Annotated in this window: 15 protein-coding genes; 9 read left to right on the top strand and 6 right to left on the bottom strand. The window is 41.7% G+C overall.

Going from position 1 to position 16,527, the window contains the following annotated elements; all coding sequences use genetic code 11:
• Window positions 1–252 precede the first annotated feature (252 nt).
• Complete coding sequence (locus QM629_RS17470; RefSeq protein WP_415161180.1) at window positions 253–2,556, bottom strand: GH92 family glycosyl hydrolase; 2,304 nt, start codon at window positions 2,554–2,556, stop codon at window positions 253–255.
• Window positions 2,557–2,591: 35 nt separating this feature from the next.
• Window positions 2,592–3,155, bottom strand: coding sequence for an RNA polymerase sigma factor (locus QM629_RS17465; RefSeq protein ID WP_415161178.1), 564 nt, complete (start codon window positions 3,153–3,155; stop codon window positions 2,592–2,594).
• A 266-nt stretch (window positions 3,156–3,421) separates the two neighbouring features.
• Between QM629_RS17465 and QM629_RS17460 the strand changes: the two genes are divergently transcribed.
• The 4 genes from QM629_RS17460 to QM629_RS17445 all read left to right on the top strand — a co-directional run bounded on the left by QM629_RS17460 (window position 3,422) and on the right by QM629_RS17445 (window position 8,982).
• On the top strand, window positions 3,422–3,847 hold the full coding sequence (locus QM629_RS17460; protein ID WP_415161177.1) for a type II toxin-antitoxin system HicB family antitoxin: 426 nt from the start codon (window positions 3,422–3,424) through the stop codon (window positions 3,845–3,847).
• A 113-nt stretch (window positions 3,848–3,960) separates the two neighbouring features.
• Window positions 3,961–7,089, top strand: a complete 3,129-nt coding sequence (locus tag QM629_RS17455) for a ligand-binding sensor domain-containing protein (protein ID WP_415161176.1) — start codon at window positions 3,961–3,963, stop codon at window positions 7,087–7,089.
• Between the two features lie 12 nt (window positions 7,090–7,101).
• Complete coding sequence (locus tag QM629_RS17450; RefSeq protein ID WP_415161175.1) at window positions 7,102–7,869, top strand: response regulator; 768 nt, start codon at window positions 7,102–7,104, stop codon at window positions 7,867–7,869.
• A gap of 132 nt (window positions 7,870–8,001) precedes the next feature.
• On the top strand, window positions 8,002–8,982 hold the full coding sequence (locus tag QM629_RS17445) for a Gfo/Idh/MocA family protein (RefSeq protein ID WP_415161174.1): 981 nt from the start codon (window positions 8,002–8,004) through the stop codon (window positions 8,980–8,982).
• A gap of 12 nt (window positions 8,983–8,994) precedes the next feature.
• On the opposite strand, the gene QM629_RS17440 is transcribed toward QM629_RS17445, so the two are convergent.
• The 4 genes from QM629_RS17440 to QM629_RS17425 all read right to left on the bottom strand — a co-directional run bounded on the left by QM629_RS17440 (window position 8,995) and on the right by QM629_RS17425 (window position 13,351).
• Window positions 8,995–9,681: a 2-C-methyl-D-erythritol 4-phosphate cytidylyltransferase gene (locus QM629_RS17440; RefSeq protein ID WP_415161173.1), complete on the bottom strand. Its 687-nt coding sequence runs from the start codon at window positions 9,679–9,681 to the stop codon at window positions 8,995–8,997.
• Between the two features lie 133 nt (window positions 9,682–9,814).
• Entirely contained in the window at window positions 9,815–11,323 is a 1,509-nt protein-coding gene (locus QM629_RS17435; protein ID WP_415161172.1) for a serine hydrolase, read from the bottom strand.
• 100 nt (window positions 11,324–11,423) lie between these two features.
• Entirely contained in the window at window positions 11,424–11,930 is a 507-nt protein-coding gene (locus tag QM629_RS17430; RefSeq protein ID WP_415161171.1) for a hypothetical protein, read from the bottom strand.
• A 71-nt stretch (window positions 11,931–12,001) separates the two neighbouring features.
• Window positions 12,002–13,351 carry a DUF6600 domain-containing protein gene (locus tag QM629_RS17425; RefSeq protein WP_415161170.1) on the bottom strand — a complete coding sequence of 450 codons (1,350 nt, stop codon included), beginning with the start codon at window positions 13,349–13,351 and terminating at the stop codon, window positions 12,002–12,004.
• A gap of 174 nt (window positions 13,352–13,525) precedes the next feature.
• Here QM629_RS17425 and QM629_RS17420 point away from each other — a divergent pair, with 174 nt between their 5' ends.
• The 5 genes from QM629_RS17420 to QM629_RS17400 all read left to right on the top strand — a co-directional run bounded on the left by QM629_RS17420 (window position 13,526) and on the right by QM629_RS17400 (window position 16,487).
• Window positions 13,526–13,861, top strand: a complete 336-nt coding sequence (locus QM629_RS17420) for a DUF520 family protein (protein WP_415161169.1) — start codon at window positions 13,526–13,528, stop codon at window positions 13,859–13,861.
• On the top strand, window positions 13,842–14,018 hold the full coding sequence (locus QM629_RS17415) for a DUF520 family protein (protein ID WP_415161168.1): 177 nt from the start codon (window positions 13,842–13,844) through the stop codon (window positions 14,016–14,018). The genes QM629_RS17420 and QM629_RS17415 overlap by 20 nt, the downstream gene beginning before the upstream one ends.
• A 252-nt stretch (window positions 14,019–14,270) precedes the next feature.
• A complete protein-coding gene (gene rpmI, locus QM629_RS17410) occupies window positions 14,271–14,468 on the top strand; it encodes a 50S ribosomal protein L35 (RefSeq protein ID WP_415161167.1) in 198 nt (65 codons plus the stop codon).
• Between the two features lie 120 nt (window positions 14,469–14,588).
• Complete coding sequence (rplT, locus tag QM629_RS17405; protein WP_415161166.1) at window positions 14,589–14,933, top strand: 50S ribosomal protein L20; 345 nt, start codon at window positions 14,589–14,591, stop codon at window positions 14,931–14,933.
• A 126-nt stretch (window positions 14,934–15,059) separates the two neighbouring features.
• Window positions 15,060–16,487, top strand: a complete 1,428-nt coding sequence (locus QM629_RS17400) for an arginine decarboxylase (RefSeq protein ID WP_415161165.1) — start codon at window positions 15,060–15,062, stop codon at window positions 16,485–16,487.
• Window positions 16,488–16,527 lie beyond the last annotated feature (40 nt).

The raw sequence follows: 16,527 nt of genomic DNA, 5'->3' as shown, positions 1-16,527 counted from the left end.
ATATTTCATTGTCAGACCTCACCCCCAACCCCTCCCGAATGGTCGGGACAAGTTCTCCAAAGGAGAGGGGAGCTAAAACCGAACAACACAAAATCACTTTTTTACACCTTGCATAGTATAATAACAGTTCAGTTGGTTAGATGGTTTTCTAAAATGATTCTTTAGCAAGCATGCAATTGTAAAAAAATGATTAAAAATTCTCTTAACCTTATCAGCTTACTTTTTGATAAGCTTACATTCTTAAAATTGTTGCTACCGGTCTGACGCTTTTGAAGCGTCTGACCGCGTTCCGGAAACCGAATACGGTTTATCTGCATCATCAATGCCGCGTGTGGTATTGGGCGTATCGCTCATTTCAAAATGCAGCGTGCCGCCATTGATGATATCATCATACTTAATCCAGTTATGTTTATAGTTTACGCCGTTCAGTTTGGCTGATTGTATATACACGTTTTTAGCGCTGTTATTATCCGCTTCAATAATAAACTGCTTGCCGTTTTCCAGCGTAATAGTAATTTTATTAAATACCGGGCTGCCTATAACATACTGGTCTGTTCCCGGGCAAACCGCATATAAGCCCAAAGCGCTCAGCACATACCACGATGATGTTTCGCCCTGGTCTTCATCGCCCGGAAAACCATCGGGCCCGGCATTATAAATCCTGGCCATTATCTCCCGCAACTGCCTTTGCGATTTCCAGGGCTGGCGGCTGTAGTTGTATAAGTAAGCGGCGTGCTGCACCGGCTCATTGCCATGCGCATACTGGCCCATGCCTTGCAATACCATCTCTTTCATTTCATGTATCTCATGGCCATAAGAACCATATTTTACCACATTGGGCGCCGTGAATAAACTATCCAGTTTTGCATTGAATTTTTCATTGCCGCCCATCAGTTTTATTAAGCCGTTTATGTCGTGAAAAACAGACCATGTCCATTGCCAGGGATTGCCTTCGGTGAAAGGATCGCCCCATTCAGCAGGGTCAAAATGCTGCGGCGCCCATTCGCCGGTTTTGGTGCGGCCGCGCACAAAACCAACCGTTGTATCGAAGATATTTTTATAGTTGAACATCTGCCTTGCGAAAACATTTTCATAGAATGTATTGCCGGTGAGCTTTGCCAACCGGTAGGCGCACCAGTCATCATACGCATACTCCAACGTTTTGGCGCCGCTTTCGCTCACTTCTTTATACGGAATAAAGCCAAGGCTAAACCAGTATTCATGGCCTTCGCGGCCGTTTGAACCGCCCCAGAAACCTTTGTTGGTGGCTTCATGAAAATAAGCTTCCAATGCTTTTTGCGGATCGAACGTTCTTATGCCTTTTATCCATGCATCTGTTAGCAACGATATGGCGTGGTTGCCTACCATTACGCCGCTCATGCCGGGATTTGACCAGGTGGGAAAGAATCCATATTGCTGCTGTGCATCCAGCAACGATTGCATATACCTGCCTTCCATGGCGGGATGAAGAATATTGCTGAGCGGAAACTGGGCGCGGAAGGTGTCCCAGAAACCATTATCGGTAAACATATAGCCATCGTGAATTTTGGCATCGTAAGGGCTGAAATAGTATGGGCTTCCATCTTCTTTTATTTCATAAAATTTATGGCTGAACAAGCTAGCCCGGAACAGGCAGGAATAGAAAGTTGCTTTCTCTTCTTCTGTGCCGCCTTCCACTTTTACACGGCCTAATAAATCATTCCATGCTTTATCAGCAGCAGTTTTTGCTTCTTCAAATTTCTTGTAGCCGCCAAGCTCCTGCTTTAAAGTAAGCGCTGCCTGTTCAGGGCTTATATAGGATGAAGCGATCTTTGCATTCACGCTGGCGCCTTTTTTAAATTGTATGTAAGCGCCGCGCTGTTCGCCTGAATCTGAAAGGTTATTTGCATGGATGGAACTATCTTTATTGCTCCACGTTCCATAAGCGACAAAAGGCTGGTCAAACTGTATTACAAAATAGTTTTTAAATTCTTTTGGAATGAATATGCCGTTGGTTACATAGCCAACGATTTTTTTTTCCTGCGGGATGATTTGTATGGCGCTGAATTTTGTATAACCGTCAAATACCAGGAAGGCATCCTCTTTCGGAAAAGAAAAGCGCATGCAGGCGCTGCGTTCCGCAGGGCTTATTTCAGCAGTGATGCCGTTATCAAATTTTACCTTGTAATAAGATGGTTTTGCCGTTTCATTTTCATGTTTGAATGCAGCGGCGCGTTCTTCTTCATTCACCTTTAATTTGCCCGTAACCGGCATTAAACTGAACACGCCGTAATCGCCCATCCAGGGGCTGCACTGGTGCACTTCTTCAAAACCTCTTATCGTTGTGGCATTGTAAGTGTATTTCCAGCCATCGCCGTTTTTGCCGGTTTGCGGCGACCAGGAATGCATGGGAAAAGGCAGGGCAATTGTGGGATACACATTTCCGTAAGAGAAATCCCAGCTTGAATTGGTGCCTTGTAAGGTGTTTACATATTCAACCAATGGCTTTTGTGCATGCATATCATGAGCTGCAAGAAGCAATATGATAATAAACCCGGTTCGTAAAGAAGCAATCATGTTATAGTATAGAAGTGTTATTTAATGGAATAAAATCATTGCAGGCACAAATTCGCTTTCAGAAACTTTAATGCTTTGCTGATATGTTTTTCAACCGTGCTTACCGAAATATTCAAATGGCCTGAAATATCTTTATAGGAAAGGTCTTCGCTGCGGCTTAATAAAAATGCCTGTTTGCATTTTTCCGGCAATAAATTTATGGAACGGTTAATGTGATGCGCCAGTTCTTTTGTTTCGTAAATATGATATACAGCATTGTTTGAATAGGCATAAGCATAACGTACATATTTGCTGTAAGCATCCCTTACCACCTGTGAACGGAATTCATTCATGACCCTGAACTTCAGGGCCTGCGATAAATAAGCCCGCAGTGATACAGATAGCTCAAACTCCCGGCGGCGCCTGTAAAGGCTGATGAATATATCCTGCACCACATCTTCTGCTTTTTGTTTTGACTGCAGGTGCTTTAATGCTGTTTGGGTTAAAAAATCCCGGTAGCGGCTGTATATTTCATCAAAAGCTTTTCTGTTGTCTTCTTTTATAAGATCAAGCAGTTCACGGTCTGATAGTTGCTGGTAATAGTCATTTATGGTAATCATGGCAATCAATTTTAAAACTGCATAATGCAGCTTCTCATAAGTGGAAAAAACAATGGGGGCAAAATGAAAATTTATACCTGATATTAAAAAATTTTTTGTTTCATGTTTGGGCGGATTTGTCTCAAACTTTGCCGGGCATTTAATGGAAACCATTTTTGCAATAACCAGTTCAAATATTCTATAAAAATCATTTACCGATTTTAGATATGAAGCTTAAATAAGGCTTAGCAACACTTGCAAATTTTGATATTAAATTGAAGAAGACAATGAGCGATAAACAAAAAACAGGTAAAACAAAAAGAATAAAAATCATTATTGAGCGCAGCAATGACGTATTTAGTGCTTATGCAGAAAATGCACCAGGCGTGTATGGCATGGGCGATACCGTAGAACAAGCGAAACAGTCTGCTGTGGAAGGTATACGGTTATTTAAAAAATATAATAAACCTGAAAATATACCTGATATTTTAATGAGCGATTATGAAGTGGTTTTCAAATTTGACACGGAGAGTTTTTTAAATTTCTACAAAAAAATCTTTACAAATGCAGCGTTGGAACGCATGACAGGGATTAATCAAAAACAGCTTCAGCATTATGCCTCAGGATTAAAAAAACCTCGTCCCGCTCAAGTAAAGAAAATTGAAACTGCGATTCATAATCTTGGGAAGGAATTGCTGGCAGTAGAACTATAATTGGATATTGTAGCCAATCTATGTATATGAATTAAGATTATTCCTTATCACATTCCGGTTATTCAGAGATGGGGTGACATTGATTTAATTCACATTCACTGCATATTTGCCGTATGAGGAAATGCTTTGCATTTATTGTGTTGTTATTTTTCCTGGTTGATGCCCGCAGCCAGCCTTATTATTTTACACATTACCAGGTAGAAGACGGCCTTTCTAACAATGCCGTGCTTTGCATAATGCAGGATCATCTTGGCTTTATGTGGTTTGGCACCCGGGATGGCCTGAACCGGTTTGACGGGCTTTCCTATAAAATTTTCCGCAATAACCCGTCTGATAAAAAGAGCATTGGCAGCAATGCGATAATGAGCCTGTCTGAAGATGATAATAATGCAATATGGGTGGGCACGGAAAAAGGATTGTTTGTATTTGATGAATTAACGGAAAGCTTTACCCAGTTTAAGTATGCAGGCAATGGCTCTGTGCAGTCGGTAAAAGTGGTGGGAGATGATGTTTACTATATTACGCTTTATACACTCTATCGCTGCAATACAAAAACAAATGCAACAAAGGCATTTATACTGAATAAAGAAGTTACCGCTTACAATATTTTAAAGGATGGCAGTTTATGGATAACAACATCATCGGGCATTATTGCGAAATACAATGCCGCCGATGACAGCTTTGATGAAAGATATGATCTCTTTAATCATTCAGGTTATGTAGTTTCAAAATGGATACAGTCTGTTTATGATGCAGGCAACGGAACATTGCTGGTGGGCACATCGAACCAGGGCCTGAAATTGTTTGATATAAAAACAGCAGGCTATAAAGACCTGCTTACTTTAAATGCGGATAAAACGGATATCATTGTGCGGGATATTCTTGCCATCAATAAAAATGAATATTGGATTGCCACGCAGTCGGGCATTTATATTTTCAATACCGGCAATGGCAGTTATTATAATCTTCGGAAACAGATCGGGGATCCGTATTCCTTGTCGGATAATATTGTGCAAACGCTGTGCATGGATAAGCGGGGCGGTATATGGGCAGGCACTTATTTTGGCGGTGTAAATTATTATCCGAAGCAGGCGCTCGTTTTTAAAAAATATTTTCCCAAGGTAAATGAGAACGCCATCAGCGGCAATGCCATCAGCGAAATCCATGAAGATGAAGCGGGCATGTTATGGATAGGCACGGAAGATGCGGGGTTGAATAAGTTTAACCCGAAAACAGGCAGGTTCATTAATTTTAACCCGGCCCTGAACAGGCAAACTATTTCTTATTCCAATATTCACAGTTTGCTGGTTGATGGCAATAAAGTATGGGCAGGCACTTACCTGCACGGGCTCGACCTGCTAAACCAGGATGGCAAAAGGCTGCATAATTATAATATGCTTAACTCTTCCATCGGCAGCAATTTTACCGGCGCTTTGCTTAAAACGAGAAACGGTGAAATAATCGCCGGTACGGATAAAGGCGCCTATAAGTACATGCCTTCCGCCTATAATTTTGAACGCATCTATGCTTTGCCCAAAGCATTTTTCCGCGCTTTGTGCGAAGATGATGAAGGCAATATCTGGGGCGGCACGTATGGCGACGGCATTTATATTTATAACCCTTTAACCAATAAAGCAGCGCATTATTTCTTTTCCATCAATAACAACCAAAGCATTGCCGCCAACACCATTAACTATATTTATTATGACGGCAAAGGCAGGATGTGGTTTGCCACCGAAGGCGGGCTTTGCGCTTATGAACCGGCCATAAAAAAATTGCACATTTATACTTCAAAGGATGGCCTGCCTGCAGACGTTGTATATGCTATTCTTGAAGATGGGCACAGCAATTTATGGGTAAGCACATCAAAAGGCTTGGCAAGGTTTAATCCCTCCGCCAAAGAAGTGAGAACATTCAATAAATCGCAGGGCTTGTTAACCGACCAGTTCAATTACCGTTCTGCCTGTAAAGATGGCAACGGCATCATGTATTTCGGCAGTGTAAAGGGCATGGTTAGCTTCAATCCCGATTCCATCAGCAACAATAATTTCATCGCACCGGTTTATATAACCGGCTTCCAGGTATATAATAAAGAGCTGCCGATTGAACCCATGCACTCGCCGTTAAAGCAATCCATTACTTTCACCAATAAAATTGTGCTTTTGCATAGCCAGTCGTCTTTCAGCATTGATTTTGCGGCGCCTGATTACAGCGCCCCGTCTAACATTGCATACGCTTATAAGATGGAAGGGCTTGATAAAGGATGGACTTATCTTTCCAGCAACCGCAAAGCTTATTTTACAGAACTGAAACCGGGCAGCTATACATTTATTGTAAAGCGCATGAGCGATAACAATGAAAAAGCCAGCCTTACCAAACTGGAAATAGAGATACTGCCGCCATTCTGGCAAACGTGGAAGGCATATACCCTGTATGCTTTTATTATTTTGCTGATCACGTTTTTCACGATCAGGTTTTTTATTTACAGGTCAAGGGCAAGGCAGCAGCGCAGGCTTGAAAAACTGGCGTATGAAAAAGAAAAGGAGAACTATGAAGACAAGATAAACTTCTTTGCCAATGTGGCGCATGAAATTAAAACGCCGCTGACGCTGATAAAAGGGCCGATGGAAAACATCATGGACCAGATTGATGAGCTGCCTTCCATTAAAACGAGCATTGAGCTGATGAGCCGCAATACAGACAGGCTGATGCACCTGGCCAACCAACTGCTTGATTTCAGGAAAGTAGAAATGAACGGCTTTCATCTCAGCTTTAATAAAACAAATGTTTCTGATTTGCTGTATGATAATTATGTGCGTTTTAAACCAGTTGCTGATCAGCAGCATATCAGGTTTGATGTAAAGTCTGTTGAGCATTTATTTGCCTATACAGATGAGGAAGCGCTGAATAAGATCGTCAGCAATCTTATTGATAATGCCATTAAATATGCGGATACATCCGCTTCCATAGAGCTGAATTATGCCGGCGATAAGAAGGAGAAATACCAACTGATATGTTCCAACGATGGCTTTATTATTCCCGAAGAAAATAAAGAATTGATATTCGACAGCTTTTACCGCATAAAAGAAACATCCAGTCATGCGGGCACGGGCATTGGCCTTACCTTAAGCCGTTCGCTGGCCGAAATGCATGGCGGAACACTGGTGCTGAATAAGCCTGCAGGCAGCATGAATGTATTTGTGCTAACATTGCCGGTGCATCCGATCATTAACAATCAATAACAGCCATTGAATATGCAGCCGGTAATTTTATTAGTGGAAGATAATGTGGAGATACTCGATTTTATTGAAAGCAACCTGCAGGATTTATATGCTATTAAAAAAACAATCAACGGCAAAGTTGCGCTGGAGGTGTTGAGAAATGAAGTGGTTGATCTTATTGTAAGCGATGTGATGATGCCGGTAATGGATGGCTTTGAACTGTGCAGCATTATAAAATCGGATGTGGAGCTAAGCCATTTGCCGGTTATTTTATTAACGGCAAAAAATACCCTGCAGGCAAAGATTGAGGGGCTTGAACTGGGCGCTGACGTGTATATTGAAAAACCATTTTCGCCAAAATACCTGAAAACGCAGATCGCAAGCTTATTGGCCAACCGCAATAAGGTAAAGGAATATTTCGCCAACTCGCCTTTGGCGCATTTAAAAACCATTGCCCATACAAAATCTGACGAGCGTTTTTTAGACAAGGTAAACCAGGTTATTATTGAACACCTGCAGGACGCGGAATTGGATGTGGACCGCCTTGCAAAATATATGAATATGAGCCGGCCGACATTTTATAGAAAAATAAATGCTATTTCAGACCTTACGCCAAACGATTTAATAAATCTTACCCGTTTAAAAAAAGCTGCCGAGTTAATGACCGAAGGCCATAACATTAATGAAGTGTCCGAAATTGTTGGCTACAGTTCTCCTAAAATTTTCAGCAAAAATTTTGAAAAGCAATTCGGCATCATGCCTTCCGGGTACAGGCATCATAATACAAAGGGAAAGAGCTGATGGTTTTTTCAGCCTGTATATATTCTGAGAAACAAGCCTGTGATTCGCCGGATAGGGTAACATATCCACGCCAGGGCATCTTTGCAGATGCTTAACTGCAATCCGCTTTATCTTTGCCCGCAAAATTTTCGTATGCTGAAGATCGGAGTTTTTGGCGTTGGCCATCTCGGAAAATTTCACCTGAATAACTGGAAAGAAATTAAGAACGCAGAAGTAGTTGGCTTTTATGATCCCGGCGATAATAATGCAAAAGAAGTGGAAGAAAAATATGAACTGAAAAGGTTCAGCAGCGTTCATGCTTTGCTTGATAAATGTGATGCTGCAGATATTATAGCGCCCACCAATCTTCATTTTGAATTATGCCAGGCCGCTATAAAAAAAGGCAGGCATGTATTTGTGGAAAAGCCCATGGCTGATACGCTTGACCAGGGAAAGCAGATCGTGCAAATGGTAAGGGAGGCCGGCATAAAACTGCAGGTGGGTCATGTGGAAAGATTCAATCCTGCCTTTAAAGCCATAAGCAATATGGCTTTAAACCCGATGTTTATTGAAGTGCACAGGCTGGCGCAGTTTAATGCGCGTGGTACAGAAGTGAGTGTGATACTCGACCTCATGATTCATGACATTGATATTATTTTAAAGATTGTGAAAAGCGGTGTGAAACATATTTCGGCAAGCGGTGTAGCTGTTATGACCGATACGCCTGATATAGCGAATGTGCGCATTGAATTTAATAATGGCTGCGTTGCCAATTTAACCAGCAGCCGCATCAGCATGAAAAAAATGCGCAAGATGCGTTTGTTTCAGAAAGATGCTTATATCGGTATTGATTTCCTGGAAAAGAAAACAGAAATCATCAGGCTTAAGGCTGATGCTGACGGTAAAGACGCTTTTACCTTTGATATAGAAACGCCGTCAGGCAATAAAACGCTGGCAATCATAAACCCGCCTGCAACGCCTGTGAATGCTATAAAAGAAGAGCTGCAGTCGTTTGTAAAATCAATTGCACAAAATAAAAACACGGTTGTAAACGAAATTGACGGGCTGCTGGCAATGGAAGTAGCGCATAGCATTTTAGATAAGATCAGCAAAACAGCAAGCCGCATTTCCTGATGGGAGCGGAGCTTAAACAAACTTCAGTGCAGAACGTTCTTCCAGTATGCGTTCGGCAATCATCATATCAACAGGCCTTGTAATTTTTATGTTATCGTATTCGCCTTCCGTTAAACAAACTTCAGCGCCATAAGCTTCCACAACCGTTGCTTCATCTGTAAAACTGTCTGAATATTCCTGTTCAAAAGCCGGTAAAATAATGCTGCTTAAAAATGTTTGCGGCGTTTGAATAATGCGCACATCTTCCCGTTTTGCAACGGTATGATATGTATGGTTAATAATGCGTATGCTGTCGGTTGCTGCCACTGCGGGAACAGCGCTTCCATATTCCACTGCATTTTTATAACAGCGCTGAATTAGCGGTACAGAAACAAGGCAGCGCACGGCATCGTGCACAAACACAACAGATTCTTCTTTTACCTGTGTAAGCCCGCACTGCACGGAATGAAACCGTGTATCGCCGCCGGCAACAATATTAATCCGCTGCTTATCTGCAAAACTATCAATGATGGCTTTGCCCTTTTGTATATGCTGTTCAGGCAAAACCAGTATGATGCAAAGGTTGTTATAGGCCCTTAAAAATGTATCGAGCGTGTACCACAGCACAGCTTTTCCCTTTAATGGCAGGAATTGTTTTGGTATAATATTCCCCATTCTTTTACCAGACCCGCCGGCTACAATCACTGCATATTTTTTCATTCGTGCATATTTGTTTTTTCAGATGTCTCATGGAACCTCGCTATGCACATTCCCCTGTGTGAGAAAAAAATATCATGCTCGGTTTCATTGGGTAAAGAAAGCAAATTATTTATTTACTATTTCAGCGGCAACGCTATTGTTTGGTGAATGTATAGGGATCTGTTTCAAGAAACTCGTTCACTTTTATATCCACAGAAACCACTCTGGCCCCATCGGTTACAAAATGCAGGGGAAATATGCCATAAGCAGGGTTGCTGTAAATGAGCAGCCATTCATTGCTGTCCATATATTCAATTTTTGCCTTTACGCTGTGCTGGCTGAATTTGAGAATAAGGTCTCCGCCAATAACTCTTATGGACATATTTCCGAAAACGGGATTTGTATAATCTCCTGTATAAACGCTTAAAGAAAGCGGCGGCTTTTTGTTTTTAATACGGGCTTCATCAGATTCTATTTCGCGAAGCCTATTGTTTCGGGCTTCCAGGAAATTTGGCAAAGCCATTGCGCTGTAATCTTTTGCCGGCAGGCCAAAATAGGCATCTAAAATTTTATAGCGAAGCAATTCAAAGAACGACTGGTTATCGTTGTTGGTAAATATGGCGATGCCCAATTTTTCTTCGGGCACAAAACAGGTATTGGTCACGAAACCGTCCGCCCCGCCTGTGTGCTCAAATACCTGTTTACCGCCATAGTCGCTCATAAAAACACCCAGGCCGTAGCCATAATAATGATAAGGCAGAAAGGTGTTTTTCCGGCTGGTGATGATGGTGTTCATATCCCTCGTTGCCCGTATGGCAGGCCAGGGAATGATTTGCCTGCCATTATAACGGCCGCTGTCAAGCTGCATCAGCAGCCATTTTGAAATATCTTTTACGCAGCTTACGATAGAACCGGCAGGAGCGAGGTTATCCACATTATCATAAGGCAGTTTTTGCAGGGCCTCGCTAAACGAGTTGCTATAAGGCGTGGCAGCGCCTGGCATTTGCTCCATATTATTGCCAAGCGTATGTGTATTTTCCATGCCCAATGGCTCAACGATATTATCATGCACATACACTTCCCAGGGTTTGCCTGTAACTTTTTCAATCACCTGGCCTGCCGTTAAAAAGCAGGTATTGCAATAGCCCCATTGCTGCCTGAAATTGCCGGTGGGCTTCAGCAGCCGCATTTTATACATGAGCGAATCCCTTGAGTACTGTGAGTTCCAGAAAGTAAAATCGCCCTGAAAAGTTTTTGTGCCGAGGTGATGCGACAGCATATCTTTTATGGTTACAAGCTCCGTGGTGGTGCTGTCATATACACGGTACCAGGGAAAATATTTGGTTATCTTATCGTTTAAGGAAAGCTCGTTTTCGTAATCAAGCCTGGCAAGCGATGTGGCGGTAAAGAGCTTACTGTTGCTGGCAATCATAAACAAAGTGTTCTCGTCAACCGGTTCCTTTGTTTCCAGGTTGCGCACGCCATAACCTTTCATTAAAACCACTTTACCATCTTTTACTATTACAATGGCAAGGCCGGGAATATTCCAGCTTTTCATGCCTTTATTAATGTAACTGTCAATGCTGTCTTTTATAAATGCGGGTTGGGTTCTGGCGTACATGGTTCCTGTCAGCAAAAGAATACAAAGTATTATCTTTTTCATATAAGCAATTAAGCTTGAAAGATAAATTATTTAATAATAATTGCCCTTTTTAAGCAAAAACTGTACAGGAATTATTGTATTTAAAAGATTTGATAGTTTTTTAGCCCATTAGTTTTTTAGCTTCATAACTTAATACCTCGCTTACCACTTCGTGCAACGAGCCTTTTTTATCGTTCATTAAAAATTCAAGCAGCAGCTTATTTAAGTCGAGGCCGGTAGCGTTTGGCGGTAATACATTGGCAAGCTGGTTTATAATAAGCAGGTTTTGTTCTTTAAGGTTCTTTACGGCATTCCATGCTTCGACTGTTACATATATCTGTTGCGTGATGTTATAATCATATTCGGAGCGGATGCTTTGTATAAGCAGCATCTGCATTTCCCTGGCTGATGATGCAGGCTGGTTAACCCTGGTTATTACATTGGGAAGGGCGATTCTGTCAACCAGTATAAGCAAGCGTTCATACGCCTGCAATTGCATAGTTGTTGCGGTTTCCTTGTTTATCAGCCCATCACCGTTTTCATTTTTTGCACGTGTGGTAAAGATATATACAACGGCGGTCATCACAACTATTACAATAACCAGGATGATGATGAGGTTACTATCCACTGTTTTGTGTTTTATGCAAAATAAGCAATCTCTCAAAATAAAAGCCGGCTGATAAACAACCGGCTTTACTCTTATGCCCTGCGTGACGATCTTACATTGCGTTCCCTGGAAACGGGCTGCCGTTGCTGGCCGGACTGTTGCCTTTCCACTCGCTGCATTTGCTGATTGGATTGCTGTGTTGCTGTTCTTTGTTGCTGCTGGCGTTGCATTTGCTGCTGCATTCTCTGCCGCTGCATGCTTTGCTGTTGCTGCATCATCCTTTCAGAATATTGCTCGTACCGGTTCATTTGACTGCTCCGTTGCTGATTGCCATTATTGTATTGCCGCTGCTGGTATCTTCCCGTATTTGAATTGGACTGACTGTTTTGCTGCCGTATATTCTGCTGGGGCCTGCTGTTACTTATTCTGTCGCGGGAATCGGGCGACTGCCTGCTGTTGTTATTCTGCTGGTTATAAACCTCATTTGGCCTTTGATTGTTTATCCCGGCATTATTCTGAGACCTGTTATTTTGAGGCGTTCTCTGCCTTACGCCCGGCCTGTACATTTGCAGGGTGTTATTATTAACTGAAGTGCGGCCCGGAGCATTAGAATTTACCACCCTAACCTGGTTTACCGGCCTTCCGCTATATCTTTCCACTTCCGTACGGTTTGGCCCGGCCACAAAGCGCCTGTTATTATAAACCGTGGTATTATTAATAATGGTAGTATTATGAATGATGGTTGTATTGCGTGAAACGCCCACATAATAACGGTTTATATTACTGTAACCCATGTAGCGGGAAGGAGCAAATACCCACCTGTTATAGGGAATGCCAATGCCAATATTGATGCCTATGTGCATGCCGGGGCCTAAAGGCGACCATCCATAATAACCGCCGCCGGAACGCCATGCCACCCAGGCCGGCCCCCATTCATAATCAGGGATCCACATCCATCCATAAATAGGGTCATATACCCATCGGCCATAATGAAACGGCGCCCATCCCCAGCTAAAATCGGAGGCCCAGGTCCAGCCATAAGAAGTGAAAACCCAATGCCCGCCTGTAGAATAAGGCACAAACCCGGTGTAACGGGGCACCCAGCAACGGCCGTAAGAAGCAGATACCACCCAGCTTCCGTACGGCGTTAAAGCCTGGGTAAATACCCCGATGTTTACATCAGATGGCTGGTAATCATAATCAGACGGGTTATCATCATCGTTATAACTGTTGTCATCATCATTATAACTATTGTCATCATCATTATAACTATCGTCATTATCATTATAATCCTGGTTATTATAGCTGTTATCGTTATTACTGTAGCTTTCGTTATCGTCATAATAACCGTCATTTTGGGCAGACGCACTTACCGGCACACCGCAGGCGGCCGAGATAAGAAGCGTGAGCAGGGGCGGAGCAAGTTTTTTAAATAATGTCATTTTGTTCTTGTTGAATTTGTTCTATAATCATTCCGGTTTTTTAAGCCAAAACAAACACTTGTTTGTTAACATTATTAAGACGATGCAGGAACGATAAAGTTTAATTGATAACGGTACCTTTACGGTTTTAAGTATGCTTTACATTTTTTAAATATACAATTAAATTATGTTTCTATGCCATCTTTTGATATTGCCAGTAAAGTTGACCTTCAAACTTTGGATAACGCTGTAAATACGGTAAAAAAAGAAATAAGCAACCGCTTTGATTTTAAAAATTCGCCTGTTGAGATAAACCTGAATAAAAAAGATTTTTTGGTTACGCTGGAAGTGGAAAGCGAAATGAAAATGAAACAGGTGATTGATGTGATGATAAGCAGGAGCATGAAACAGGGCATAGACGCCAATGCTTTTGATTTTTCGAAGGATGCCCACCAAAGCGGTAAACTGCTGAAAAAAGAAGTGCCCGTTACCAATGGCCTGAAACAGGAAGATGCTAAAAAAAATTGTTAAGATCATTAAAGACAGCGGGCTTAAAGTGCAGGCTGCTATTATGGATGATATGGTGCGGGTTACCGGCAAAAAGATTGACGACCTGCAAGCTGTAATTGCGGCTTGCAGGCAGGCAAACCTGCCGTTTCCTTTGCAGTTTACAAATATGAAATCGTAGGGAGGAAAGCTGCGAGCTTTGAGCCATGGTTGAAAGGGAGTGATCCCGCATCAAGTGGGGGGACAGCTTCCGCCGTGATGCATAAAATTAATTTGCCTGTTACATAAAAACATTCAATCCTATTAGGCCAAAGGCTTTGCTGGTTTGCAATATTTATATACCTTCGCGCTCCAAATTTTAATTCCCGTAAGGTTCAACAAGAGTTCCGCCGGTGCGGAAACGCCAGCAGGGAGTAATCTTAATAAGATTATAATGCCTAAAGTTAAAACAAACTCCAGCGCTAAAAAGCGCTTTAAAGTAACCGGGAGCGGTGAAATTACCTTCCAGAAATCTTTCAAACGGCACATTCTTACCAAAAAATCAACCAAGCGCAAAAGAAACCTTCGCAAGAAAGGTGTTGTAGCTTCCCCCAACAGGGATTTTGTAATGCGCTTATTGCGTTTGAAATAAACCGCCATCCCCTAAAGGGGAGTAATTAAAAAACAAATTCTAAAAACATTTTCTGATGCCTGCAGCTTGTGGCTCGCAGCACACGGCTAAAGAAAATCAGAAATCAAAAAATTATAAATTATGCCACGTTCAGTAAATGCAGTTGCATCAAGGGCAAGAAGAAAAAGAGTATTAAAACAGGCCAAAGGCTTTTATGGCAAGCGCAAGAATGTTTATACCGTTGCCAAGAATATTGTAGAAAAAGGTCAAACCTACGCTTATGTGGGCCGTAAGGTAAAGAAGCGCGATTACCGCCAGCTTTGGATAGTTCGTATTAATGCGGCCGTAAGGGAAGAAGGCTTAACGTACAGCGAATTTATTCATAAGCTGAATGAAAAAGGCATTGAACTGAACAGGAAAATGCTTGCCGACCTTGCCATGAATGCACCTGAAAGCTTTAAGGCCCTGGTAGCTTCGGTTAAATAATCAAACTTTCGGTTTGAGATTATAAAAATTTAATCCCGCAACATGCGGGATTTTTTGTTTTTTGATTATTGCAATCAATTATTTTTGTTGGCTCTTGTCAAAAAAAATCAGGAATAAGAACAGGAAATGACAAATACCTACACTTCGCTTGTAAAGCAAACCTTTCATTTTCCGCAGGAAGATTTCGATTTGAACAATAACGGATACCTTGAATTTAACGGGCTTGACATAAAAGCATTAATTGATAAATATGGCACGCCTTTAAAGCTAAGCTACCTGCCTAAAATAGGCATGCAGATAAATAAGGCTAAAAAAATGTTTGAAACGGCTTTTAAAAAACATAAATACGAAGGCAGCTATAATTATTGCTATTGCACAAAAAGCTCGCATTTTTCTTTTGTGGTTGAAGAGGCGCTGAAGCATAATATCAACCTGGAAACTTCTTATGCTTATGATATAGAGATCATTAACCAGCTCTATAAAAAAAGGAAGATAACCAAAGATATATTCATAATCTGCAATGGGTATAAGCAAAGAGCTTATACATCGCGGATTGCAAAGCTTATCAACTCAGGTTTCAGCAATGTTATTCCCATATTGGATAATAAAGATGAATTGCAGATGTATAAGCGCAGTGTGCGGCAGCCTTTTAAACTGGGTATCCGCGTGGCTGCGGAAGAAGAGCCTACATTCCCTTTTTATACATCAAGGCTGGGCATAAGGGCAAAAGACATTCTTGAGTTTTATGTAGATGAAATTGAAGGCTATGAAGATAAGTTCCAGCTTAAAATGCTGCATATCTTTTTAAACAAGGGCATTAAGGATGATATTTATTACTGGAGCGAACTGAACAAGATCATCAACCTCTATTGCCAGCTAAAGAAAATTTGCCCGGAGCTTGATTCCATCAATATAGGCGGCGGTTTTCCCATAAAACATTCACTGGGCTTTGAGTACGATTACCAGTTCATGATAAATGAAATTGTTGGGAATATAAAGAAAGCCTGCAAAAAAGCAAAAGTGCCCATGCCGGATATTTTTACTGAATTTGGCAGCTTTACCGTGGGCGAAAGCATGGCGCATATTTACAGCGTGGTGGGCCAGAAAGTGCAAAACGACCGTGAGCGCTGGTATATGATAGACTCCTCTTTTATAACAACATTGCCTGATACCTGGGGCATTGGCGAAAAATTTTTAATGCTGCCGGTTAATAAATGGGAGAACGAATACCAGCGCGTGGTGCTTGGCGGAATGACCTGCGACAGCCATGATTATTATGATTCGGAAGAGCACATCAATGAAGTGTTTCTTCCAAAATTAGAAAGCGAAGGCAATAGCAGCGACCCGGCCAATAACGAACCGTTATATGTGGGCTTTTTTCATACGGGCGCTTATCAGGACCAGATAAGCGGCTATGGCGGCATAAAGCATTGCCTTATCCCTTCTCCCAAACATGTGATTGTAGGATATGATAAGAACGGAAAATTAACAGACTGGTTGCATGCAAAACAACAATCGGCACAAAGTATGTTAAAGATTTTAGGTTATTTATAAGATGTCTTAAACTTTAATGCACTGTGCGCATCTTATACAT

The sequence above is a fragment of the Parafilimonas sp. genome (assembly GCF_047606085.1).
GTDB lineage: Bacteria > Bacteroidota > Bacteroidia > Chitinophagales > Chitinophagaceae > Parafilimonas.
The sequence above is the reverse complement of the archived record's forward strand: the minus strand, read 5'-3'. Positions and strand labels throughout refer to the sequence as shown.

Excerpts from the sequence above, each read along its gene's own strand:
- QM629_RS17470 (WP_415161180.1), bottom strand. The coding sequence starts at position 2,556 with ATGATTGCTTCTTTACGAACCGGGTTTATTATCATATTGCTTCTTGCA.
- QM629_RS17465 (WP_415161178.1), bottom strand. The coding sequence starts at position 3,155 with ATGATTACCATAAATGACTATTACCAGCAACTATCAGACCGTGAACTG.
- QM629_RS17460 (WP_415161177.1), top strand. The coding sequence starts at position 3,422 with ATGAGCGATAAACAAAAAACAGGTAAAACAAAAAGAATAAAAATCATT.
- QM629_RS17455 (WP_415161176.1), top strand. The coding sequence starts at position 3,961 with ATGAGGAAATGCTTTGCATTTATTGTGTTGTTATTTTTCCTGGTTGAT.
- QM629_RS17450 (WP_415161175.1), top strand. The coding sequence starts at position 7,102 with ATGCAGCCGGTAATTTTATTAGTGGAAGATAATGTGGAGATACTCGAT.
- QM629_RS17445 (WP_415161174.1), top strand. The coding sequence starts at position 8,002 with ATGCTGAAGATCGGAGTTTTTGGCGTTGGCCATCTCGGAAAATTTCAC.
- QM629_RS17440 (WP_415161173.1), bottom strand. The coding sequence starts at position 9,681 with ATGAAAAAATATGCAGTGATTGTAGCCGGCGGGTCTGGTAAAAGAATG.
- QM629_RS17435 (WP_415161172.1), bottom strand. The coding sequence starts at position 11,323 with ATGAAAAAGATAATACTTTGTATTCTTTTGCTGACAGGAACCATGTAC.
- QM629_RS17425 (WP_415161170.1), bottom strand. The coding sequence starts at position 13,351 with ATGACATTATTTAAAAAACTTGCTCCGCCCCTGCTCACGCTTCTTATC.
- QM629_RS17420 (WP_415161169.1), top strand. The coding sequence starts at position 13,526 with ATGCCATCTTTTGATATTGCCAGTAAAGTTGACCTTCAAACTTTGGAT.
- QM629_RS17415 (WP_415161168.1), top strand. The coding sequence starts at position 13,842 with ATGCTAAAAAAAATTGTTAAGATCATTAAAGACAGCGGGCTTAAAGTG.
- rpmI (WP_415161167.1), top strand. The coding sequence starts at position 14,271 with ATGCCTAAAGTTAAAACAAACTCCAGCGCTAAAAAGCGCTTTAAAGTA.
- rplT (WP_415161166.1), top strand. The coding sequence starts at position 14,589 with ATGCCACGTTCAGTAAATGCAGTTGCATCAAGGGCAAGAAGAAAAAGA.
- QM629_RS17400 (WP_415161165.1), top strand. The coding sequence starts at position 15,060 with ATGACAAATACCTACACTTCGCTTGTAAAGCAAACCTTTCATTTTCCG.